General features: G+C 72.5%; 17 protein-coding genes. 6 read left to right on the plus strand and 11 right to left on the minus strand.

What is annotated here, in order from left to right; translation table 11 throughout:
* Positions 1–34 precede the first annotated feature (34 nt).
* The 3 genes from glyS (at position 35) to WME82_RS43135 (ending at position 5,930) form a co-directional block, all read left to right on the plus strand.
* Positions 35–2,134 (plus strand): glycine--tRNA ligase subunit beta, encoded by a 2,100-nt coding sequence (gene glyS, locus WME82_RS43125; protein WP_438040045.1) that lies wholly within the window; start codon positions 35–37, stop codon positions 2,132–2,134.
* A 121-nt stretch (positions 2,135–2,255) separates the two neighbouring features.
* Entirely contained in the window at positions 2,256–2,549 is a 294-nt protein-coding gene (locus tag WME82_RS43130; protein WP_438040046.1) for an ester cyclase, read from the plus strand.
* Between the two features lie 264 nt (positions 2,550–2,813).
* Positions 2,814–5,930 carry a hypothetical protein gene (locus WME82_RS43135; protein WP_438040047.1) on the plus strand — a complete coding sequence of 1,039 codons (3,117 nt, stop codon included), beginning with the start codon at positions 2,814–2,816 and terminating at the stop codon, positions 5,928–5,930.
* Between the two features lie 19 nt (positions 5,931–5,949).
* Here the strand turns inward: WME82_RS43135 and WME82_RS43140 are convergent, their stop codons facing one another.
* The 4 genes from WME82_RS43140 to WME82_RS43155 all read right to left on the minus strand — a co-directional run bounded on the left by WME82_RS43140 (position 5,950) and on the right by WME82_RS43155 (position 11,131).
* Positions 5,950–6,834 carry a zinc metalloprotease HtpX gene (locus tag WME82_RS43140; RefSeq protein WP_438040048.1) on the minus strand — a complete coding sequence of 295 codons (885 nt, stop codon included), beginning with the start codon at positions 6,832–6,834 and terminating at the stop codon, positions 5,950–5,952.
* A gap of 474 nt (positions 6,835–7,308) precedes the next feature.
* On the minus strand, positions 7,309–7,962 hold the full coding sequence (locus WME82_RS43145) for a hypothetical protein (RefSeq protein ID WP_438040049.1): 654 nt from the start codon (positions 7,960–7,962) through the stop codon (positions 7,309–7,311).
* Complete coding sequence (locus WME82_RS43150) at positions 7,959–8,891, minus strand: ABC transporter permease (RefSeq protein WP_437742337.1); 933 nt, start codon at positions 8,889–8,891, stop codon at positions 7,959–7,961. The genes WME82_RS43145 and WME82_RS43150 overlap by 4 nt, the downstream gene beginning before the upstream one ends.
* Positions 8,892–8,938: 47 nt before the next feature.
* Positions 8,939–11,131, minus strand: coding sequence for a MopE-related protein (locus tag WME82_RS43155; RefSeq protein ID WP_438040050.1), 2,193 nt, complete (start codon positions 11,129–11,131; stop codon positions 8,939–8,941).
* 152 nt (positions 11,132–11,283) lie between these two features.
* Here WME82_RS43155 and WME82_RS43160 point away from each other — a divergent pair, with 152 nt between their 5' ends.
* Positions 11,284–12,699 carry a sensor histidine kinase gene (locus tag WME82_RS43160; RefSeq protein ID WP_438040051.1) on the plus strand — a complete coding sequence of 472 codons (1,416 nt, stop codon included), beginning with the start codon at positions 11,284–11,286 and terminating at the stop codon, positions 12,697–12,699.
* A gap of 33 nt (positions 12,700–12,732) precedes the next feature.
* Here the strand turns inward: WME82_RS43160 and WME82_RS43165 are convergent, their stop codons facing one another.
* The 3 genes from WME82_RS43165 to WME82_RS43175 all read right to left on the minus strand — a co-directional run bounded on the left by WME82_RS43165 (position 12,733) and on the right by WME82_RS43175 (position 14,830).
* On the minus strand, positions 12,733–13,173 hold the full coding sequence (locus WME82_RS43165) for a hypothetical protein (RefSeq protein ID WP_438040052.1): 441 nt from the start codon (positions 13,171–13,173) through the stop codon (positions 12,733–12,735).
* A gap of 33 nt (positions 13,174–13,206) precedes the next feature.
* Entirely contained in the window at positions 13,207–13,623 is a 417-nt protein-coding gene (locus WME82_RS43170) for a hypothetical protein (protein ID WP_437913522.1), read from the minus strand.
* An 85-nt stretch (positions 13,624–13,708) separates the two neighbouring features.
* Positions 13,709–14,830, minus strand: coding sequence for a site-2 protease family protein (locus tag WME82_RS43175; RefSeq protein WP_437854300.1), 1,122 nt, complete (start codon positions 14,828–14,830; stop codon positions 13,709–13,711).
* A gap of 244 nt (positions 14,831–15,074) precedes the next feature.
* Between WME82_RS43175 and WME82_RS43180 the strand changes: the two genes are divergently transcribed.
* Complete coding sequence (locus WME82_RS43180) at positions 15,075–17,180, plus strand: carotenoid oxygenase family protein (RefSeq protein WP_438040053.1); 2,106 nt, start codon at positions 15,075–15,077, stop codon at positions 17,178–17,180.
* Here WME82_RS43180 and WME82_RS43185 read toward each other — a convergent pair.
* Entirely contained in the window at positions 17,162–17,779 is a 618-nt protein-coding gene (locus WME82_RS43185) for a hypothetical protein (protein ID WP_438040054.1), read from the minus strand. The genes WME82_RS43180 and WME82_RS43185 overlap by 19 nt on opposite strands.
* Positions 17,780–18,815: 1,036 nt before the next feature.
* Here WME82_RS43185 and WME82_RS43190 point away from each other — a divergent pair.
* Positions 18,816–19,532, plus strand: a complete 717-nt coding sequence (locus WME82_RS43190; RefSeq protein WP_438040055.1) for a hypothetical protein — start codon at positions 18,816–18,818, stop codon at positions 19,530–19,532.
* A 216-nt stretch (positions 19,533–19,748) separates the two neighbouring features.
* On the opposite strand, the gene WME82_RS43195 is transcribed toward WME82_RS43190, so the two are convergent.
* The 3 genes from WME82_RS43195 to WME82_RS43205 form a co-directional block, all read right to left on the minus strand.
* Positions 19,749–21,578, minus strand: a complete 1,830-nt coding sequence (locus tag WME82_RS43195; protein ID WP_438040056.1) for a glycoside hydrolase family 15 protein — start codon at positions 21,576–21,578, stop codon at positions 19,749–19,751.
* A 65-nt stretch (positions 21,579–21,643) separates the two neighbouring features.
* Positions 21,644–22,192, minus strand: a complete 549-nt coding sequence (locus WME82_RS43200) for a response regulator transcription factor (protein ID WP_437546700.1) — start codon at positions 22,190–22,192, stop codon at positions 21,644–21,646.
* Positions 22,189–23,490 (minus strand): sensor histidine kinase, encoded by a 1,302-nt coding sequence (locus tag WME82_RS43205; protein WP_438040057.1) that lies wholly within the window; start codon positions 23,488–23,490, stop codon positions 22,189–22,191. The genes WME82_RS43200 and WME82_RS43205 overlap by 4 nt, the downstream gene beginning before the upstream one ends.
* Positions 23,491–23,601: the final 111 nt, after the last annotated feature.

Here is a 23,601-nt window from a genome sequence, read left to right on the forward strand (position 1 = left end):
GAACGAGCGGTTCTGGGGTAGCGTCCGCGGTCCCATGTCCAACGAAGCGAGCGATCTCCTGCTCGAAATCGGCGTCGAGGAGCTCCCCTCGTCGTTTGTCGAGGCCGCGCTCCGCGCGCTCCCGGATCTCGCGACGAAGCGCCTCGCGGAGCTCAGGCTCCGCCACGGCGCGGTGCGCGCGCTCGGCACCCCGCGTCGGCTCGCGCTGCTCGTCTCCGGGGTCGCGGCGCGCCAGCCGGACCTCGAGGAGGAGGTCACCGGCCCGCCGGTCAAGGCGGCCTTCAAGGACGGCGCGCCCACGAAGGCGGCCGAGGCGTTCGCGCAGAAGCTCGGCTGTACCGTCGCGGATCTGCGCCGCGTCGAGGGGCCGAAGGGCGAGTACCTCGCGGGCACCCGCCGCGAGGCCGGCAAGCCCGCGGCCGAGCTCCTCCCGGAGGTCCTGGCGTCGCTCGTCGCGGCCATCCCCTTCCGCAAGTCGATGCGCTGGGGGCAGGGAGATTTCGCGTTCGGCCGCCCCATCCAGTGGCTGGTCGCGCTCTCCGGCGGCGAGGTCATCCCCGTCGAGATCGCCGGCATCCGCAGCGGGCGCACGAGCCGCGGCCACCGCTTCCTCGGGCGGGCCGAGATCGCGATCGGCGCCGCGAAGGACTACGTCGAGGCGATGCGCGCGGCGCACGTGCTCGTCGACCCCGAGGCGCGCGCGAAGCTCATGCGCGAGCGCCTGCTCGCCGCGGCTCGGGACGCGGGCGGCGTGCTGATCGAGGACGACTTCCTGATCGGCGAGAACCTCTCCCTCGTGGAGGAGCCGCACGTCATCGTCGGCAGCTTCGAGGAGCGGTTCCTCGAGCTGCCGGAGCGGGTGATCCTCGAGGTCGCGCGCGGCCACCAGCGCTACTTCGGCGTCCGCGACGCGAGGACGGGGGCGCTGCTCCCGAGGTACCTGGCGGTCGTGAACACCGCGGAGGCGCCCGAGAAGATCAAGCGCGGCAACGACAACACGATGCGCTCGCGCCTGTCGGACGCGCAGTTCTTCTACCGGGAAGACGTCAAGATCCCGCTCGCGAACCGCCGCGAGAAGCTCGGCGGGATCGTGTTCCAGAAGCGGCTCGGCAGCGTGCTGGCGAAGGCCGAGCGCGTCGAGCGGCTCGCCCGCGAGCTCGGCCTGCTCCTGATGCTGCCCGAGCAGACGCTGGTGGCGGCGGCCTCGGGGGCGCACCTCGCGAAGTGCGATCTCGTCGCGCTGATGGTGGGCGAGTTCCCCGAGCTCCAGGGCGAGATGGGGCGGGCGTACGCGCTCGCCCAGGGGGTCAGCCCGGAGGTGGCCGACGTCATCCGCGATCATTACCTGCCCAAGGGCGCCGCGGACGCGACGGCGCCGACGAACGCCGGCGCGCTGGTCGCGATGGCCGATCGGCTCGACACGCTGGTCGGCTGCTTCGCGATCGGGCTCGTCCCCACGAGCACCGCCGACCCGTACGGGCTGCGCCGCGCGTGCCTCGGCGTGCTGCGCACGCTCCTGGATCGCGATCTCGATCTGCGCCTCGGCGCCGCGTTCGGGGCCGCCTACGACGGCTACGCCGGGGTGGAGCTCAACGTCTCGCGCGAGGAGCTCGCGACCCGCCTCGGCGAGTTCTTCTCCGAGCGGCTGCGGGGCCTGCTGTCCGACCGGCTCCCGCAGGACGCGGTCCTCGCGTGCCTGCGCGTCGCCGCGGATCGCCCGCTCGATCTCAGGGCCCGCGTGCGCGCGATCGACGCGCTGAGCCCGGAGGTGCGGGCGCGGGTGGGCGAGGTCTTCAAGCGGGCCACGAACATCGCCGACAAGGCGCCTGCCGGCGAGCCGGTGGCGCCGTTCGGGCAGGACGTGCACCCGAGCGAAACGGCGCTGTTCGCGGGGTACCTCAAGCTGCGCGAGCAGATCGCGTCGGACGTCCGGAGCGGCTCGTACGACACCGCGTTCAGGGCGGTGGCGGACTTCGCCCCGCTCTTGCACCAGTACTTCATCGACGTGTTCGTGATGACCGACGACGCGGCCGTGCGGGACAACCGCCTGCGGCTGATGCGCGCCCTGTCGGAGACCTGCGGGAGCCTGGCCAGGCTGGAGCTCCTCGGCGAGGCGCCGCGCGCGGCGTCGTGACGCGACGGGCGCGGCGCCTCGGCGGCGCGCCCGACGCCACGCTACCTTTTCAGCTCAGATGGGCGCTCCCGCGGGCGCCTCGGCCGGCGGCTCTCCTGGAACTGGCTTTGCGGGCGCGGCGATGCGCTCTCAGCATGACAAGAGGAGGGTGTTCGGCGCCGTCGAGCAAACATGGTCGATCGAGGACGTGATCGCCGAAGGGGACAAGGTGGTCGTGCGCGCGAAGAACACGTGCGCACAAGCGAGCTTCCTGGGCATCCCGAGCCACGGACGGCAGCAGACGTTCACCGCGATGTTCATTCACCACATCGTTGACGGCAAGATCGTCGAGACATGGCGGAACGCCGACGATCTCGGCCGGCTCCTGCAGCTCGGCGCGCGGTTTGAGCCAGGGATGCCCCAGGCTCCGACGTGAGCAGGCTGGCCGCGTCTGGCGTCGATCTTCGCCTGGTCAGCGCTGCTGTCGAGTTGAACAGCACTCCATCCGGGCCACCTCGATGGATCATGCAACGGCGACTCCGAAAGCGCCGTGAAACCACGTCCATGCACCTCACTTCGCGGAACCAATAAGCAACCAATAAGCCCGCTGGGGACGATGAGCAGCGCCTCCGGCGCCTCGCCGAGCCGCCGGGCGTCTGGACCTGCACGCTCGCCATGAGCTGCTGTACCGTTCGCCCCCATGCCGGGATCTCCGCCCTATCCGTTCGCGTTCTTCGGGGCAGCGCCGAGCGACTGGTTCGACCTCGAAGGGGACCTGTTCTCCTATGAGCTCTGCTTCGTGGCGCCCCCGGACGCGGCGGCGCGGCGCGCCGTCGGCGAGGCGTGGGAGCGGGCGCTCGACGCGCGCGCGGTGGAGCACTGCGAGCCCTTCCAGTGGGCCGATCGCTGGGCGCTCGTGCGGGTGCGGCCGGCGGGGTGGAGCAAGGCGTGCGTCGCCGACATGGCGCGCGCGGTCCAGCAGGCCCTCACGGCGGTGCACGGCGCGCGCCCGATCGAGGTGGCCTCCCTGGCCGAGGCGATCGAGAGCGACAGCGACTGGGACGCCTGGTCCGCCGAGCAACGACCCGAGCCCCCGACGGGCCCGAGGTGGCCCGTCGAGCTGCCCCGCTTCGGCGGAAGCGAGCGCTTCGAGGCCGCGTGCGCGGTGGATCCGGCGGTCGAAGCCGCGCGCGAGGCGGCGCGCGCCGCGGCCCCCGAGGAGGAGCGCTCGTCGGAGCGCGCGGCAGGCGACGACCACGACGCGGACGAGGCGGACGCCAGCGACGATGACGACAAGCCCAGGGTCATCTCTGGCGGGCTCCGGCTGGAGCTCGTGCCGGGCTACAAGGCGCCCGGGCCCTCCGACGAGCAACAGAGGCTCTTCGGGCGGAGCGGCGAGGTGCTGATCGCGCCGAACGGCCTCGTCTTCGGCGTCGCCAAGCCGAAGCGAAAGCCGCCTGTCCCCGCGTGGATCGAGAACGGCGAGCTCCGCACCGCTCAGGGCGATCCGCTTGCCACCACGACCGGCGCTCACCTCGCCGCGCGCGACGACGGCGGCGCGGCGCTGATCGGGGAGGATTCGGAGGCCGTATGGGAGGTCGTGTTCGCGGAAGGCTCCGTGCGGCGCCTCATCCAGCACGACGAGCCCTTCTCCGACGTCGCCTACGGCCCGGAGGGCCGGGTGCTCGTGCTCGCGAGCTCGATCGACGTCTATCGGCGGGAGGGTTCGGGCGCCGCGCTCGAGGGGCGCTGGGACCTCGACGGCTACGGGATGCACTCGGTCTTCGGCGGACGCCTGCTCCTCTTGAAGTGCTTCGACGACGAGGACGAGAGCGCGGACGGCGTAACGATCCTCGGCTACGACGGATCCACGATGCGCCGGCTGGCCCGCGTGCGCATCTCGATCGGCGACATCGTGATCGACGGCGCCCGCGTCATCGTGGAGGACGGCAGCGAGTACTACGAGCTGCTCGGCCTTGATGTGCTCGCCGCGCGCTTCTCCGCGCAGCCGGACTCCTTCCCCGAGCTGAAGAAGCACGAACCCGGCAACGAGGACGAAGACGAAGACGAGAGCGCGTCCGACGAGGGCGAGAGCACGTCCGGCGACGGCGACGACGAGGACTCCCGGCCAGAGGTGCTCGAGGGGGCGCTCCGCGTGGAGCGGCGGAGGTCGCGCGAGGTGCCCCCGGAGCCCGAGATCGAGCGCGCGGAGCGCGAGCTGTTCGGGTCGACCTCCTGCGTCGCGGTGGCGCCCGGCGATCGCGTCTACGGCATCGCGAAGCTCCGGCGCAAGCCGGCGACGGCCGCCTGGATCGAGGGCGGGGAGCTCAAGCGCGCCGAGGGCGAGGCGCTGCCCAGCCCCCACGGCTACATCGCGGCGCGGGAGGACGGCGGCGCGGTGCTGTACGGGTTCGACGACAAGCTCGTCGCCGAGCTCTCCTTCGCGGACGGCAAGCTGCGCCGCCTCTTCGAGCACGAGGCGTCGATCTCCGACATCGCCTACGGCCCGGAGGACCGCGTCATCCTCGCCACGGGCGAGTCCCTCGACGTCTACCGCCGCGAGGGAGAGGGCGCCGTCCTCGAGCAGCGCTGGGACGTGGGCGGTTACGGCCTGACCCCCGCCCTCGGCGGCCGGCTGCTCCTCGTCAAGAGCTACGAGGGCGAGGATTCCGAGGACGGGCTGACCATCGTCGGCTTCGACGGGAGCAAGCTGCGCCGCGTGGCCCGCGTGAAGGCCTCCGTGGGTGAGGTCCGGATCGCCGAGGGCCGGGCCTTCATGGATCACGTCGGCGACACCTACGAGCTGCTCGGCCTCGACGCGCTGTTCGAGCGGCTCGCCACGAACCCCGACGCGTTCCCCGAGGTCGCCGTGTACACGCCGTCCGAGGAGAACGATGACGACGACGAGGCGCCGGAGTCAGGCCCGAGGAAGGCGCCCGAGGAGTACGCCATCGAGCCCGCCCCGGGCCGCGTCGGCGTGCGCTACCTGGGCAAGCAGCGCCCGCTGCCGGAGGACGAGGAGGACGTCCCGAAGGACGTGCGCGCGCGTTTCGGAGCGGGCGCGCGGGAGCTCGAGCGCTACCGCCCCGCCGACGTGTACATCGGGTGGAAGAAGGAAGCCCGGCGCTCTTTCGTCTTCGCCGTGCTGAAGGACGGGGAGCTCATCGAGACCGCGGTGAAGGCGAGCTCCCCCTCGTCGACGGGCCTGGTGAACGCGGATCGGAGCGCCGCCCTCGTGGCGACCGACGGCGACGCCAAGCTCTGGTGGGTGGACCTCCCGCACGGCAAGCCGGTCCTCGTGCACGACTTCACCAAGGAGGAGAGCGAGGACGAGATCTACACGCTCGAGGCGCTCGCCTCCGGGCGGGTGATCGTCGGCACCTCGTCGGAGACCTGGATCTTCTCGGTCAGCGGCGGCGCCTCCAGGCTGGAGGCGCGAGGCGACCTGGATCTGCGCGTCGTGGAGAGCGCCGCGGGGGGCCGCGTGGCCGTGCTGGAGGTCTCCGAGGGCAAGCCTATCCGGGTCTGGGGCGTCTACGACGATGGCGTCCGCACGCTCGCCGAGCTCGAGCCGGAGCCCCTCAGCTTCGAGCCGAGCGCTGATGACAAGTTCTTCTTCGAGGCCGTGAATCGCCTTGGCTGGTATGAGCTCGTCAACCTCGAGGACGCCTGGGAGGCCGGGCGCCGTGACACCTCTGGCGAGCGCTACCCGCGCGTGGCGCTCGCGCCGAAGCCCCCCGACCAAGACGAGGACGACGGCGAGGAGAGCGAGGACGGTGACAGCGACGACGACGAGGAGCCGCAGTCCGTGGAGTGAAGGCGGCCGCTGCCCGCCATCAGGCCATCACCCTCGAAAAACCCCGCGCCGTCCGGCCGCTCGACGCCATCGAGAGCAGCCGGCTCACGCGCTCCTCGGTCGTCGGGTGCGTCGAGAACCACTTCAGCACCGAGCCAGCCCCGGCGAGCGGGTTGACGATGAAGAGGCTGGCCGTCGCCGGTCGCGCCGCCTCGGGGGGCACGAGCGCCACGCCGTGCTCCAGCTTGGACAGGGCGCTGGCGAGCGCCTCCGGGTCCCCGGACAGCCTGGCGCCGAGCTCGTCCGCCATGTACTCGCGCGACCGCGAGATGCCGAGCTGCACGAGGGTCGCCGCGATCGGCGCCACGATCGCGAGGGCCAGCCCGCCGAGCGGGCTCGCGCCTTCCTCATCGTCCGACGATCCGCCGAATATCCCGGCAAAGCTCACGGCATGGGCCACCCACGTGATGCCCGAGGCGAACGCCGCCGCGATCGTCGACACCAGGATATCGCGGTTCTTGATGTGCGCGATCTCGTGCGCCAGCACGCCGCGCAGCTCACGCTCGCTCAGGAGCTGCATGATGCCCTCGGTCACCGCCACGACGCCGTGCTCCGGGTTGCGCCCCGTGGCAAAGGCGTTCGGCTGCGCGTCCGGGATGACATAGACGCGGGGCTTCGGGATCCCCGCCCGACTCGAGAGCTCCTCCACCATCCGGTGCAGCCCCGGGGCCTCGGAGGGCGAGACCTCGGCGGCCCGGTGCACCGCGAGCACGATGCGGTCGGACATGAAATACGCACCCAGGTTCATCGCGAGCGCGAGCACGCCGAACAAGACGAGGTACCCGGGCCCCAGCGCCCCGCCGATGGACACCAGGATTGCCGACATGACGCCGAGCAACAGGATCGTCTTGATCTGATTCTTCATGAACTTCGTATCCTCCTCGAAGCGGAGCGCTGCAAGAGCCGCTCCCCGGAGATCGATGTGTCGCGCGTCGTCGCATTGCAATCCCCCGCGCACCCGATCAGCAGACGTCGTGTCCGGCGGATTCCCGCCTGTGGCTCTCCTGACCGCCACCCCTGCTGGCTCGCCCCATTTCGCCCCACCGCCCCATTTCGCCTCGCGGCCCATTCCACCTCTGACACCGCATCGTCAGGCTCATCCTTCGTCTGCAAATGCCGTGAGCCCTCGGCGCCCGTGGTCGTCGCGCGGCGCTGGGAGGGCTGATGTCCGAGCCCATTTGACGTCATTCCTCTGGCGCTGCCGGAGGAGTCACGTCTCAGGCGAGTTCAGCTCTCCCTGCGCCGCGCGACGACCACGCTCCGAGGGCCGGTCAGCTCGGCAAGACCTCCCGGCACCGCGACGCGCGAGCTCAGCGTGGAATACGCCCGCCAGCGCGCCTCACGCCTGCCAGATCGCCAGGAGCCACACCGCGACGCCCGCCGCGCACACCGCGAGCCCCGGCGCCGCCAGCGGCCACACCCACTGCCCCGTCACCGTGACCCCGCGCCGCACCACCCAGACGGCGCCCGCGACCCACGCCGCGAACGCCCCGACGAGGGCGACCACCCAGCCGACCCGCGGCGCGTCGTCGCGCGCGAGCGCCGCGAGGTGCTGCCGCTCGACCGCCGCGGCAGGCTCGGTCCGGGTGCCCGGCGGGCGCGGCGCGGCCGCCGAGAGGCGGGCGATGGCCGCGTTGGCCAGCTCTAGGTCCTCCGCGTGCGGCGTCGTGAGCCACCGCGTCTCCAGGGCGGCCGTGCGCACCGCGCGCCACGCGAAGAGCGCCGTGTCGGCCCGACCGAGGCCCTCCGCGGCCGTCGCGAGCGCGATCAGCCGCTCGTACGCCACGCGGACGTGCGGCGCCCCGGGGGCGTACCAGCCCGCCGCCCGCCGCGCGTGGAGCGCCGCCGCGTGCGCGTCGCCGGCGCGCAGGGCGTCCGTGCTCTCCGCGATCTCCCGCTCGCCCGCGGCCACCACCCGCAGCGACGCCGCGCCGACGAGGAAGCCGGCGACCGCGAGGCCGCGCAGCACGCCGAGCACGACCGAGCGCCTCACAGAAAGTCGCGTCTCTTGAAGACGAACGCCGCCACCAGCAGGAGAATGAGCGCCCACCCCGCGCACGTGATCGCCGCCCAGCCGAGGTACACGAGGAGGTTCGCGTCAGCGACCTCGCCCGCGAGCAACGGGCGCGGCGGCACGTAGATCTGAAGGTTCGGGACCACCTTGGAGAAGGCGTGCGCCGCGGCGCTGATCTGGGGGCCGAAGTACTTCACAGGCAGCCGGGCGAGCGAGTCCGCGTTGCGCCCGATGAGGAAGACGCCCAGCGTGAGCAGCGAGGACAGGAACGGCGTCGAGAACGACGAGAACAGCGTCGCCACCGCGGCGACGATGCCGACCTCGAGGAACGCGAGCGCGCTGCCCGCGAGCACGACGCGGCGCTCGGTCGGCGCGCCGTCCGAGAAGAGCACGCCGAGCACGAGGAAGACCGCCGCCCAGGGGATGAACCCGTACGTGCGCGCCAGCGGCGAGCGCCACGCCACGAGCCCGAGCGCCGCGAGCGAGGCGGCCCCGGCGCCCGCCACGAGGGCCAGCGAGCGGCCGGCCAGCACGGCGCTGATCTGCAGCACGAGCCCGGCGTCGGCCAGGATGAACACCCCGAGCGTGAGCAACGTGCCGAGGTACTTGCCGACGAGGTACTCGCCGCGGCGCACCGGGCGGGCCAGGATCGGGAAGATCGTCTTCTGCTCGAGCTCGCGGTACAGCGACGTCGCGCCGATGATGACCGCGACCGCGATGCTGAAGAGCGAGATCGACGCGACGCCGAGGTCGCTCACGACCCGCGCCCCGTTGCGGAGCGTGTAGGCGCCGACGATGATCGAGTAGAACGCGACGGCGAAGGCGACGCCCGCGAGGCCGATGAGGATGCGCGCCCGAAGCGATTCCCGGTAGGTGTTGAGGGCGATCGCAGAGATGCGGCCGAACATCGGGGCGACGTTAGCAAGGGACGGGGGGAGCTTGAAAGGGCCGCCGGTCAGGGGGCGGCGCCGTCCCCGGGGTCGACGACCCGCACGTCCAGGAACCAGAGGCCGTGCGCGAGCGCGTGGCCGTCGATCTGGAGGTGATACACGCCAGGATCGAGCACGAGATCGAGGAAGCTCCGCTGGGGATCCGCACCGATCGTGCAGGAAAGCGGCATTTCGACGCCGGGACAGCCCGGGCCGCGGCGGACCGAGAGCAGCGTGTCGTAGCTCGAGCCGGCCATGTCGAGCACGACGCGCCTGCGCGCGGTGAGCGTGAGCCGGAGGAGCTGGTCCCGGGCGCCGCCCTCCTCCGTGCCGGCGCGGTCGCAGCCGGCGTCGAAGTCCGCGGCGGCGTTGGCCGTGTTGCCCTGGAAGAAGCCGCCGCTCTCCGGGATCTCCAGCGCCCCCTCGCACGCGTCGGAGAAGGGCACCAGCGTGGGCGGCACCGCCGGCCGGACGAACGCCGTCACGCTCACGGGCTGGCCGAGCTGCGCCTCGGCCACGACCCGGTACGACCCGGGCGCGACGTTGCGCCGCGCGCTCCGGAGCGGCGTGACCTCCCCCTCGCCGCACGCGAGCCGATCGCCCTCGCCGCCGCACGCCGGCGCGGACAGGGCGATCGCGCCGGCGTCGCCGGCCGACAGCTTCTCGACGAGCAGCACGTCGGACGCGACCGGCAGCTCGAGCGTGTACACGGCGTCGACGGCCGCCGGGCCGCAGCCGAGATCCACGTCGTCCTGGTGGCCGAGCAGCGACACGGAGACCGTCCGGTTCGGCGCGAGCTCGGCCGCCCCTTCGCACCCCTCGTCCGGCGGCGGCTCGGTCGGCGGCGAGAGCTCCAGCGTGACGAGCACCGAGGTCGGCGCCGTCGCGGAGACCGCGACGGCGTACACCCCCGCAGGCAGCGCGCGCCGGAAGAGGTGCGGCGCCGCCGCCGTCTGGCAGGCGAGCTCGTCCTCCGGCAGCGCGCACGCGGCGCTCCGCAGCGAGAGCGAGGGATCGCCGTCGCCGTCGGTCGAGATCGCGTAGAGGTCGACGTCCTGGGGCTCGGCGAGCTCGAACGTGTACACGAGCTCCCCGAGCCCGGTCTCGCACGCGGTCCCGAGATCCAGGGCGGCGTCGAGGATCGTCGCCAGCGCCGGCGCGCCCGGCGAGAGGGGCGCCGCCGTGCCGCACGTCTCGTTCTCCGGCGCCGGCGCCGGCGGCAGGAACGCCACGTCGACGATGACCGGCGCGCCGACCTTCGTCGTCACGTAGAGCGGCAGCGCCGTCGCCCGCTCAGGATCGCCGAGGCCGCGGGCCCGGAGCTTCGCGAGCTTGCCGCCGTCCGCCGTCTCGTGGGGCCCCCCGCACGCGAGCTCGGTCGCGGCGTCGCCACACTGGCCGGCGAGCGTCACGGCGACGTCGGGGGCCTCCGTCTCGTCGTCGGGGGCCTCCGTCCGCGCGGTCACCTCGACGTCGACCGGCGGCCCCGGCGGCAAGATCACCGCGGCCACGACGTCGTGCGTGCTCGCAGGGCGGGGCAGGCCGCACGAGCTCGCGTAGTGGAAGCCCGCGCCCGCCGTCGTCATCGCGTACGAGCCCGGCGCGGAGATCTCCAGCGCGTCCAGGCACGTGTCGTGCTCCGGAGACACGCAGCCGCCCTCGTCGGCGCGCCCGTTGCAGTCGTCGTCCCGATCGTTGCCGCAGACCTCGGGCTGCGCCGACGACACCGTGGGATCGGCGTCGTCGCAGTCGCCCCCGCCGCAGTGCTCGTCAGGATCGCCGTCGAGATCGGCGTCGCGCGGCGCGCTCGAGCACGTCTTGGTCGCCTCGTCGCAGGCGTCGATCGTGCATGTGCTCTGATCGTCACACGCGACCGGCGCGCCGGGCACGCAGCCGAGCCGCGGGTTGCAGCGCTCGACGCCGTCGCAGTGGACGTCGTTCTGGCAGGCGCTGTCGTCCGGCGTGAAACGGCACCGCCCGAGGGCGGTGTCGCACGCATCGAAGGTGCAGGGAAATCCGTCCTCGCACTGATCGTCGTCGACGCACGGGCCGCCCAGCGTCGGGTCCGCTGGAGCCTGCTCGCCGCCGGCGCCGCCGGCGCCGCCCTCACCGCCCGCCCCGCCGTTCGACGGGAAGGGGCTCGGGGCGCTCGAGGCGCAGGCAGCGCCGGAGAGCGCCGCCGCGGCGACCGCTCCGCAGAGGAGAGCGAGACGCGTCAAGGAGGAAGGCATCGAGAAGGAGGAAGTGTGAGTCCGCATCGAACGAGGTGAGCGGCAATGAGCGTAGCAGGGCACCGCCACGTCTGGCATCATGGCGCGCGATTCCGCAGAGCGTCGCGGATAGAGGGAAAAACAGGGTGACCAGCGACAGATTGACCCGACCCGAGCTGACGTGGCTGCTGGCGCAGGAGGCGCGGAGCGCCGCTCAGAAGCTCCGCCAGGGCGTGGGGATGATCGCGACCGAGAGCGCGCCGCCGCCGACGCCATCGCCGGACGACGCCTCGGGCGGCGGCGTCGAGAGCACGCTCAACCGGCTCGACGAGGCGGTGAGCATGCTCGCCTCGCTCCACGGCCGCCCCCTGCCGCGCGGGCGGCGCGGCCGCGTCGACCTGACGGCGCTCCTCTGGGAGGTCGCGCCCGAGGCGCGCGTGCAGATCGAGATGGGCGAAGGGACCACCGTGTTCGGCGACGAGACCGAGCTCCGGCGGATGCTCCAGGTGCTCATCGCGCAGGGCGGCGACCCCTCGAGCCTGACCGGGGCGCCCGACGTCAGCATCCACCGCGTCGGCGACGAGGTCAGCGTCCGGGTCAACCTCGGCCCGGAGACGCCCGTGAACTTCGAGACCGAGCGGGTGTGGCTGTCGCGCATGGCGCTGCGCTACGGCGGCCGGCTCGAGCTCGACGGCCAGATGCAGACGCTGACGCTGCCCGCCGAGGTCGATCTCCAGCGCCTCGAGGTCGAGAGCCTCAAGAAGGAGCTCGCCGCCGCGCAGGCCCAGGGCGAGGCTTACGCGCGCGAGCTCGCCGCGGTCTTCTCGCGGGCCGAGGGCGAGCGCGAGCGCGGGTCGCTGTCCGGCGTCATCTCGCGGCTCGGCGGCAGCGAGCCGGTGTCTCACCTGCCGCCGAGCGGCGACAGCCTCGCGGTGCTCGTCGCCGCGGTGCGCGTGCTCGGCACGCAGCTGCGCGGCATCCTGTCGGCGATCGGCCGCGACATCGCGCCGCTCCGGACCCACGGCGGCGACGCGGGCGAGACGGCCTCGTCGGTGGGGCGCCACGTGACGGCGGCGTCAGAAATCGTCAGTGATCTCGCCAGGTTGGGGGCGTGTCCGCTCCACGAGTTCCCGCGCCACTGCGACGTCGCCGACGTGCTGCGCGACGTCGTGAAGGACGATCTCGCGCGCGCGGCCCGCCACGACGTGCGCGTGGTGGTCGAGGCGCCGGAGACCGCGCAGGAGGTGGTGCCGCAGGGCGCGCTGACGGTGCTGCTGCACGCGCTGCTCGATCACGCCATCAGCGCGTCGCCGCCGGGCAGCGAGGTGCTCGTCTCCCTCTCCGAGGGCCCGAGCGGGGTCGAGATCACCTTCGACGACGCCGGGCCGCCGCTCCCGGCCGCGGCGCGGAGCGTCGTGCTGAGCCGCGACTTCGAGGCGGTCGCGCAGGGCCGTCCGCCGGCGCTGCCGCTCATCGCGGCGCACGCGATCGCCGCCCACACGAACTACGGTATCGCCATCGAGGACGGGCCGCGGGGGGAGACGCGGGTGCGGCTCACGATCCCGCGCTCGGGCTGACGCCTCGTCGTCCACATCCAATGGAGCGACCTGCTAGCGCAGGAACGAGCTCGGCGGGAAATCGACGTCGAGGTTGAGCGTGGCGCCGCGCACGATATTGATGTCCTCCACCTGCAGCGTCGTGGTGACGGGGCGGTCGTTGCCACGCTCCACGAGCGTCGCCGTGGCCGTGTATTCATCGGGCGGGAGATCCACGGTGATGCTGAAGTCGTCGCAGCGCGCGTAGTCTCTCGCCACCTCGCGGCTGCCCCGGTAAACGATCAGCTCGAAATCCGCTCCTCCGCGGCTGTGCTGGGAGCACGCCCGCGAATCGATCCGGTTGGCCACGGTCCACTCCATCGTCAGGCTCCCGACGGCCTGCACGGGCCGCGGCCGGCGCTGGGAGCTGGGCTCCACGTCGACGATGCACCCCAGGGCCAGGAAGCTCGATAACGCGAGGCCGCAGAGGGGAAAGACGCTCTTCTCCTGATTCATCCTCGTACCCGTCCTTTCGCTGCTGCCCCGCTGTCAACGCGGTGTGTAGTAACGGCGCCCCCGCTCGCGCGGATAGCTCAGCTCGCGCTCCGGCACGTACCGCGGCGACGTCCGGTACGTCTGCCTGTAGTGCTCGAGCTCCGTGGGCTCCTCCTCGAAGATGACCCAGCCGCGGTTCGTCGGGTAATACCAGCGGCCGTCGACCAGGTACGCATACGTCCCGCGGAAATAGACGCGAGGATACGCGGCGATCTCCACCGGGACGACCTCGGCGCGCACCGCCGGAACGCCGGACACGACGAACCCCCCTTCGGTCCCGACCGTGCCCATACACCCCATGAGCAGCGAGGCGCCGACCGCGAGCGCAGCCGCGGCGAGCGAGGCCCTCGTCACACCGAGAGATCTGGACCGCCCTCGCACGGGCGGAGTCACGTTGTTGCTCTGCTTCACGTCATTGCTCCTCGGAGCGCAACTCAGCAACGCGAGTGCCAGCGCGGCGCGACTCGAGATCTCCGGATCTCCGCCGGCGCGCCGCTCACCGGGCCGCGCGGAGCGCGCCGGCGAGCGCGAGCGCGCGCTGGATCTCCGCCGACGTCACCAGGCCGATCACGCGCTCGCCCTCGTCGAGCACCGCGATCACGCTCGCCTCGCCGCTCGCCAGCGCGTCGAACGAGCGGGACGCGTCGTCGTCCGCGTGCGCCCTCGGCACATCCACGGGCATCACCGCGCCGACCGTCGCCGGCGCGGCGCCGCCCTGCAGCTGGCGCGCGAGATCCCAGACCGTGACGACGCCGATCTCGCGGCGCCCCGCGCCGTCCCGGGGATCGTCGATGACCCGCGCGCCGACCAGGTTGTGGCGCAAGAGCCGCTCGGCCACCGCGCGAGGGCTCTCGTCCGCATACGCCTCGCCGAGCCGATCGGTCATGAACCGCGCGACCGGGATGCCGCGGAGGAGCTCGTTCGTGCTGGAGCGCGCCTGCTCGGCCGACGCCCCCATGTAGACGAACACCGCGATGAGCACCAGGATCAGGTTCCACGAGAGCAAGCCGAAGAGCCCGAAGGCCACCGCCATCACCTTGCCTGTCGCCGTGGCGATGCGCGTCGCGCGGGTCCGCCCGAGACGGCGCAGGAGCAGCCCGCGCAGCACCCGGCCGCCATCCATCGGGAAGGCCGGCAGCAGGTTGAACGCGCCGAGGAGAGCGTTCGTGATCGCGAAGGCCACGAGCGCGGCGCCGATCTCCGCCGGCGCCGGGAGCAGCCGATACGCGACGTAGCTGGCGAGCGCGATAACGAAGCTCACGAGCGGCCCGGCGAACGCCATCCACGCCTCGTGCTCGGGATCGTCGCGCTCCATCTGCGAGACGCCGCCCAGCATCATCAGCGTGATCGCGCGCACCCGGATCCCGTTCTTGAGCGCGACGAACGAGTGGGCCAGCTCGTGCACGAGCACCGCCACGAACAGCCCGACAGCCAGGATCGCCCCCCAGGCGAGCGGCGGCAGGCGCATCTCCTCGCGCGGAATCCCGAGCGACGACGCGATCACCGAGAACTGCGACGACGCCGCCCACGCCACGTACGGCAGGAAAATCAGCAATGTGATGTGCAGCCGTACCGGGATTCCACGGATCCGCAGGACTGTCAGCCCCTGGTCGAACATGTGCCTCCTGATCCACAGGTACAGATGGGGCCGACAAGCACCTTCGCAAGCCGCCGAGACAGCGCCAATGCGCGGAAGACCAGGGCAGCCGCGCGGCGCCGCCACGCAATGCAGAGAGGCGCGCGGCGCTGCGAGGGCCCCAGCGCGCGTCCGTCCCAGGCGGGAATCACGGGGAGGGGAGCGTGTTCGGAGGCGCGCGGCGCAGCGCGGCGCCCACGCGGCGCGCGGATTGGCGTAGCGTGGTGTGACCGAGGTCATCATGCGCCAGCGCGTCCCCGATGCATTGATGGCTGCGAGCACGGAAGAGCTGACGAAGGTCGAGCTCGCGGTCCTGGAGTCATCCCACGCGGGCGGCGTGCCGAGGGACCTCACGGGCCACGTGTTCGCGATCGGGCCCGTCGGCTCGGTGGACGGCGACCTGCCCAGAGCGGACGGCGCGCCGATCCTCAATGGCAATGGGATGATCTACCGCCTCGACTTCGGCCGCGGCGGGGCGGTCCGGCTGACCTCGAGGATCGCGCGCACGCCCTGTTATCACGCGGACGCCGCCTCGCGCCCCGGCACGCGCTTCGAGGCGCTGGGCTTCCGTGACGCGGGGCTGCTCCGCTTCTCGCCGCACCTCGGCCTGCGGAACCACCTCAACACCGCGTTCGTGCCCATGCACGCGCCGCGCGCGCCGGCGCGCCTGCTCGTCACGAGCGACGCGGGCAGGCCCTACGAGATCGACCCGGCCACGCTGGAGCTCGTCACGCCGGTCGGGCGCAACAGCACGTGGTACCCGGCCGCGCCCGTCGATCACCCCTTTCCGATGACGCTCTCGAGCGCGCACCCATGCTTCGACGCGGAGCGGGGCGAGCTCCTCACCGTCAACTACGGCCGCTCGCTCCTCCACCTGTTCGTCGCGTCGCTGCCGCGGCTCGACGAGCTCGGCGCGCTCCCGCGCTCCTGGGATCGGCTCGCCGCGGCGGCCGCGTCGATGATCGAGCAGCAGCTCGTCCGCCCGAGGGCGGACCGGATCGAGGCGTTCGCCAAGCGGGCGCTCGAGCTCCTGCCCGCGCGCCTCCGCCCGAGCGCGCCGTCTGGGCCGGGCGACCTCCTCGCGCGGCAGGCGGCGCGCTTCGGCGGCGTGGCGCTCGACGAGCCGGCGGGCGACTTCGTGCATCTCTTGCGATGGGACGGCCACAACGAGCCCGAGCGGCACGCGCTGGTCCTGCCGAGCGGCGCGCCGGTGCGCATCGAGCAGAGCGTGCACCAGATCGGCCTGTCGCGGCGCTGGGTCGTGCTCGCGGACACGGCGTTCAGGATCGGCCTGGAGAGCGTGGCGTTCCGGGGCTCCAGGGAGAGCCCCGGGGTCGAGCGCCTCGTCCGATCGCTCCTCACGATGCCCCACGAGCCGAGCACGACGTTCTACCTGGTCCGGAGGGACGCGCTGCGGCCGGGCGGCGGGCCGGTCGTGGTGAAGCGGGTCGTCGTCCCGCTGGAGACTCTCCATTTCCTCGTCGACTACGAGGACGCGGGGGACCGCATCACCGTGCACGCGGCGCACAACTGCGCGACCGATCATGGGGAGTGGCTCCGGCCCTGCGATCGGCACGCCGCCGACAAGACGCCGGCGCCGCCGCGCCTGCGCGGCCTGTTCCCGCTCGGGCAGGCGGACGTGAACCGGATCGGCCGGTATACCCTCGACGCGGCGGCCGAGCGCGTCGTGGACCAGGCGGTGTTCGCCGATGCCGCGCGGGCGCTCGGCGTCGGCCTCTATGCGTACCGGGAGACGGGCGCGTCGTGGATGCCGCCCGATCGCCTCGAGAACGTCTACTGGCGCGGCGGCGGGATATGGGATGAGCTGTCGACCGAGTTCATCGACCGGCTCTATGCGGCGCACCCGCACAGGTCGCTCCCCCTCCCGGCGCTCCGCCGGATGCGCGCGGAGGGCGGCCACCCCGACAGCCTGTTCCGGTTCAACCACCGCGCGATGCGGATCGAGGATCGCTACGAGTTCCCGCGGCGCGCCGTGGGGACCTGGCTCAGCTCGCTGCAGTTCGTCCCGCGGCGCGGCGGCAGCGGGGCCGACACGGACGGCTACGTCGTGGCGATCGTCGCGACGCCGTGCCGCGCGGAGGTCTGGATCTTCGACGCGACGAACCTGGCGCGAGGGCCGCTCTGCAAGCTGGGACACCCGACGTTCCGGCCGGGGCTGACCCTCCACACGGCGTGGCTCAACTCGGTCGCGCCGTGGAGGGGTGGATACAGGGTGCCGGTGCGGGAGGATTACGAGGAGTTCGTGGCAGAGGCCCCCGGGGACCAGGTGAAGGCGCTCTTCGAGGAGGAGGTCTATCCGCGGTTCGCGTGAGCCGCGGAGAGGAAAGGCTGGGAGCCGCGGGACGAGGGCGGCTCGGCGCAGCGCGGGGGGACCTCGGCCCCGAGGCCGTCGACTCGCTCGAGCAGCACGCCCGTGGCGCCATCTCCCAGGATCTCCGTGATCTGGTGGTTGCCCCACGGCTGCCCCTCGCGCAGGCGCCGCGACCGCACGTCGCTCGCCACGATGAGCACGCGCCGACACCCCCTGTCGAGGTGCCGATTCGCCAGCTCGACGGCCGCGGCAAAACCGCCCTGAGCGGGCGTGAGATCGATCGTCAGCGCGGGCACGAGGCCGGCCATGCACGCGGCGAAGGCCGCCCCGCCGGCGTCCCCGCCGTCGTCGCCCGTCATGATGAGGACATCGACGAAGGGATCGCGGAGCCGCCCCACCTCGATGAGCTCCCGCAGCACCGCCGCGGCCATGGAAAGCGTGGTCTCCGTCGCGCCGGCGAAGCGCCGCTCCGCGACCCCCGTCGCCTCGTGCAGCCAGTCCGCAGCGTGAGGGAGACCGTAGCTGGTGATGAGCTCCTGGTTCGTGACGACGCGCTCCGGCAGATAGGCGGCGACGGCCGCGATGCGACGCTGGACCATGTTTCTGCTCTGTTACGGCGCCGCGACCGATGCGCGCCGATGCTGCAAACCTTGGCCAGGGCAGCTCGATCCGGCGCGCCACCACCGCCGTTCGGCCAACGCCGAGCACGCTGGAGAGCCAGCGTCCCGGACGACATGAGACAACCCGCCACCGAGTCGTCGAGAGCCGTGGGGCAGACTACACAATCAGATGCTCCCTCCCCGTCACCGACATCTTCCACTGGACCATTTACAGAACGTCCTGCGCAAGTGGGAATAACAGCCGATTCGACTCCGTCCGCCGCCGGAGCAGGAAAGCGGCGCAGCGGGAGTGGCTTGTTGCGACGCGGGCGGTCTCGTCGCCCGCTCGCCGCGTCGCGTCGCGCTCCAGCGGCCGATTCCGACCGGAAGCGACAATTCCGCTCTCACGGGCAGAGGGATGCACAAACGTGTCGGAACGCGAGGCGCTGAGCAGGCGGGGCGCAGGGCGCATGTCTCGCCTGGACGGCGCCATCGAATTCGCCCGATCACGTCCGGTTGTGTCCGATCCCATCCGCCTGCGTCCGATCACATCCGATCACGTCCGTTTGGGTTCGATCACGTCCGTTGACGTCCCGTGATGTCGACGCGTCGTGAGCCCGCTCTTTTCTGGATCCGGAGGGAGGTTCACCCTGTTTTGAGGACACCTCCGCTCGCCACGGCCACCGCGCGGGAGCGCGCGATCCGCGCCGCGGGGCGCCGCGCTCGCGTCTTCCTTCCTCCCGCGCGGCCCCGCGGCGCGGGGCGGGGCGCCTTCTATCCTATCCATCGTCATCGCGACGCCGCTCCAGCGATCGCCGCGCTCGCCCGGATCCACCGCGATTGAATCGCGGAGAAATCCCAGGGGAGCGCAGATGCGAGGAGCGCCTGATTCGCGGGCGCCATCCCGCGAATCCATGCTGTGCGAAGCGGCAGCCTCTGCACAGAAGAGCGAGGCACACAGCCTGCTCTTGGGTGCACCAAGGTGTTCGGGGGCCGCAAGGCTCATCAGGGACACCGGGGAGGACCAATGATCTCGATGCACAAGACGATGGGTTTCGCGATGATGCTGGCGCTCGGTGCCGGGTGCGCGGTCGGCGCGGACGACGACTTCGATATGGATGACGAGAGCGTCGACTCCGCGAACAGCGCGCTGGAGGCGGACGAGCGCGGCGGGTACGCGACCCAGTCGCAGGCGCAGGCTCAGGTCGGCCAGATGGGGCCCAGCAAGCTCGGTCTGCCCCCCAGCAAGGGTCTGCCCTCGAAGGGCGAGCCGATGCTCCCCAGCAAGGGCGAGCTGCCCAGCAAGGGCGGGCTCCTTCCCAGCAAGGGCGAGTTTCCGACCAAGGGCCTCCCGAGCAAGGGCGGCTACCCGACCAAGGGCGGATACGCGCAGCAAGGCCCGGCGCAGCTCGGCCAGGCGTCCGATCTCTCGCAGGCTCAGATCGGCCAGGCGGGCCCGGCGCAGATTGGCCAGGCGGGACCGGCGCAGATCGGCCAGGCGGGCCCGGCGCAGCTCGGCCAGGCCGGCCTGGGGCAGACGGGCGTGGTCGGGCAGGAGACCGGGCAGCGTGAGGGCGAGCGCTTCTTCGGCGGCTGCGGCGGCTTCGGCGGCTGGGGCGGCTTCGGCTGGGGCGGCTTCGGCCTCGGCGGCTTCGGCGGCGGCTGCGGTCTGACGGCGATCACGACGTCGATCACCAGCTTCGTGCCGGCCTTCAACCCCTGCTTCAGCCCCTGCGGCATCGGCGGCTGGTGAGCTGACCCCACCCTGCTGGCCGGCGCCAGGGACTCCACGTCGCAGGATCCCTCGGCGCCGCGCCAGTCCCCTCCTTTGACGAGGCTCGCGGGCGCCGGCCGCCCGGGGTTGGATATCCCGGGCTGCCGGTAGCCGCTCTCTCCCTCCCACCGCTCGCGCAGGAGCCGCGCCCCGCCGGTCGCCGGCGGGAAACGCGCGAGGACCCAGATCCGACCTTCAGCCGCCCTGACCGAGCGCGCGATCCAGGTAGAACGCCGCGCTGACCAGGCCGAGGTGGGTGAACGCCTGGGGGAAGTTGCCGAGCAGCTCTCCGCTCGGCCCGATCTGCTCGGAGTAGAGCCCGAGGTGGTTGGCGTACGTCAGCATCTTCTCGAAGATGAAGCGCGCGTCGTCGAGGCGGCCAGCGCGCGCGAGGGCCTCGACGAGCCAGAAGGTGCAGATGCTGAACGTGCCCTCCCTGCCGGTCAGGCCGTCGCCCGCGCCCTTGCCGAGCTCGTAGCGGTGGACGAGCGTGTCGCTCGCGAGCTCCTCGAGCGTGCGGTCGAGCGTGCCGAGCATGCGCGGATCGGTGGGGGAGATGAAGCGCATGAGCGGCATGAGCAGGTTGCTCGCGTCGAGCGCGCTCGAGCCGAAGGCCTGCACGAACGTCCTCCGCTGCGCGTCCCAGCCGCGCGCCATGATCGCCTCGTAGATGTCGTCGCGCGCGCGCGCGACGCGCTGCCGGTCGAGCGGCAGAGAGCGCTTGTCGCTGAGCCGCAGCGTCCGGTCGAGCGCGACCCAGCACTGGAGCTTCGAGTAGACGAACTGCTGCTTGCCGCCGCGCACCTCCCAGATGCTCTCGTCCGCCTGCTCCCAGCTCTGACATACCCAGGTTGCCATGCGCCGGAGCTCGCGCCAGAAATCATAAGAGATGGGAGATCCGTATTTGTCGAAGAGATATACCGAGTCGATGAGCTCGCCGTAGATGTCGAGCTGGAGCTGCGTCGTCGCCCCGTTGCCGACGCGGACCGGCCGCGACCCGCGGTAGCCGTCGAGGTGGGTGAGCGCGACCTCGGGCAGCTCGTGGCGTCCGTCGATGCCGTACATGAGCTGCAGCGGCCCGGTGGGGCCGTCCTCCTCGGAGACGCGGGCGCTCAGCCATTCCATGAAGCGCGCGGCCTCCTCGGTGTAACCGAGCCGGAGGAAGCCGTAGAGCGTGAACGCGGCGTCGCGCACCCAGACGTAGCGATAGTCCCAGTTGCGGACCCCGCCGATCTCCTCGGGCAGGCTGGTCGTCGCCGCGGCGACGATCGCGCCGGTCGGCTCGAACGTGAGCAGCTTGAGGACGAGCGCCGAACGATCGACCATCTCGCGCCAGCGCCCCTTGTAGCGCGAGCGGGCGAGCCACGACCGCCAGAAGGCGACCGTGCGCCGGAGGGCGTCGTCGCCGTCGATCGGCCTGGCGAGCAGATCGGCGCTCTCCGTCCAGTCCTCGACCTGGCGCAGCGAGAACGTGGCCGACTCGCCGGGCTGGAGCACGAAGTCGGCGGTGACGCCGCCGGCGCCGTCGCTCGACAGGGGGACCGGGCTGATGAGCGCCAGGTCGACTCCATCGGAGTCGAAGACGGCGCCGCGCGGGTCGTCGAGGATCAGGCGGTGGGGGCGGCGGGCGAAGTCGATCGCGGGGCGGCAGGCGAGCCGGAAGCGCACCGCGCCGCGGACGGCCCGCGCGACGCGGACGATCTGGTGCATCCCGCGGCGGTAGGCGCCGTACGTGTCCCGGTGGATCGGCATGAAATCGCAGACCTCGCCGACGCCGTCCACGTCGAGGAAGCGCGTGAGCAGGACGTTGGTGTCGGGCATGTACATCTGCTTGTTGCGCGACGCGCCGTTCGCCGCGGAGAGCGCGAAGCGGCCGCCGCGCTCGTCGTCCAGGATGGCCGCGAACACGCTCGGGGAGTCGAAATGAGGGAGGCAGCACCAGTCGATGGATCCATCCATCCCGACCAGCGCGACGGAGTGCATGTCGCCGATGACGCCGTAGGACTCGATGGGTTTGTAGGGCATGGCCTCTCCATAGGGCCCGCTCGACCGAGCGGAACCGCCTCTCGTGGATCCTCCCCGCCACGCCCTCACGATCTCGGCGGCAGGCGCGAGAGCTTCCGCTGGAGCGAGCGGCGGTGCATCCTGAGCTTGCGCGCCGCCTCCGAGATGTTCCCCTCGCAGTCCGCGAGCACGCGCTGGAGGTACTCCCACTCCACCCGATCGAGCGACGGCAGGTCCTCGTCGTCATCGCCGCGCGCGGCCGGGGCGACGCCGAGCAGCGACCGCGCGCACTGGGCGGCGTCCACCGGCTTGGTCAGGTAGTCGACCGCCCCGGCCCGGATCGCCGCCACGGCGTTCGCGATGGTGCCGTATCCGGTGAACACCACGATACGGATGCCGTCATCCATGCTCCGCAGCGTCCCCACGAGGTCGATCCCGCTCTGCCCTGGCATCCGGACGTCCACGAGCGCGTACTCGAACACGTGCCCTCGCGCCATCGCCGCGGCCTCCTCGGCGCTGGCGGCGAGGGACACCGCGAACCCGCTCTTGCCGAGGGCTTGCCCGAGCGCGGTCCGGAAGGTCGCGTCGTCGTCGACGATGAGCAGCGTCGGCTCGCCGGCGGCCTCGGAGCTCATGAGTCCACCGGCGCGAGGCGCAGGGCGACGCGCGTGCCGCGCGCGCCGCGCTCGTCAGGCCCCTGCCTCGGCGACACGGTGAGGCAGCCACCGACCTGCTCGATGAGCGTCCGCACGAGGTAGAGCCCGAGGCCCATGCCCTCGCCGGGCGCCTTGGTCGTCACGAACGGCTCGCCGAGCCGCCCCTCCAGGCCGGGCGCGACGCCCGCGCCGCCGTCCTCGACGCTGATCACCGGCGCGCCGCCCTCGTCCCCGACGGTGACCACGATCGGCTCCGCGGCCGCGGGGCTCGGCCCGAGCGCCTCGAGCGCGTTGTCGAGCAGCGCGAACAGGGCCGCCTCGACGTCGGCCGCGTCGAGCGGCACCGTGCGGCGCGGCGCGAGATCGCCGCGCACCTCGACCGCGACGCCGGGGTGCGCCGCCTGCCACGCCTGCACGCCGCGCCGGGCCGCCTCGCCGACCTCGACGCCGGCGCGCAGGTCGTTCGCCCGGACGTCCGCCCGCATGCGCGCGATCACCACGCGGCAGCGCTCGACCTGCTCCGCGATCGTCCGGGCGCGGCGCTGCGCGGCGTCGCTCGATCCGGGGTCGCGGAGGCTCTCCCCGGCGAGCACCGCGATCGTGCCGAGGGGGGTGCCGAGCTCGTGGGCGGTGCCGGCCGCGAGCGTGCCGAGCGCCTGGAAGCGGGACGCCTCCTCCGCGCGCCGGCGCAGCGCCGCGTTCTCGGCCGCGCTCTCGTCGAGCGCGCGGCGGATCTTCAGGAGGACGTGGGCGACGAGCGCCGCGCTCAGCACGAAGGCGAGGAGCATCCCGTAGAGGTGGGTGGAGAACGCGCCGTGCTCCGGGTGGCTCGGGCAACACGCGCCGGCGGGGAGCGCGAAGAGCGCGGCGAAGAGGCAGGCCGCGAGCGCCGCGAGCGCGAAGGTCGTCCGCGGCGGCAGGAGCGCCGCGGCGAGGGCGACGTGCACGAAGAAGAGGGCGCTGAACGGGTTGCCCGCGCCGCCCGACGCGGCGAGGACCCCGGCGATCGCGACGAGATCGAGCGCCACGACGCCGGCGACGAGGGCCGTCTGCGCGCCCCGCTGCGACCGCACCCGCCGGTCGAGGGCGAGGTTGAGCCCGGCGGCCAGCGCCAGGATGGGCACGGCGATGCCGTACCGGACGTGATAGCCGAACAGCGCCTCGTCGACGGCCAGGGTCGCCGCGAGCAGCGCGAACACCGCCCAGCGCAGTCCGACGAGCCACCGGAGGACGATCCCGCCCGCCGGCGCCCGCTCCAGGGAAGCTTCGTGCGTCACGGCGGGATCATAGCGCGAACGCCGCGGGGGCCGCGCTCACCGCGGCGAGGACACGGCACGAACACGGGCGATCCTCCCGTGCGACGGCGCGCCACCCGGCCCGCGCCGGTC

This window comes from Sorangium sp. So ce128 (assembly GCF_051525245.1).
Taxonomy (GTDB): domain Bacteria; phylum Myxococcota_A; class Polyangia; order Polyangiales; family Polyangiaceae; genus Sorangium; species Sorangium cellulosum_B.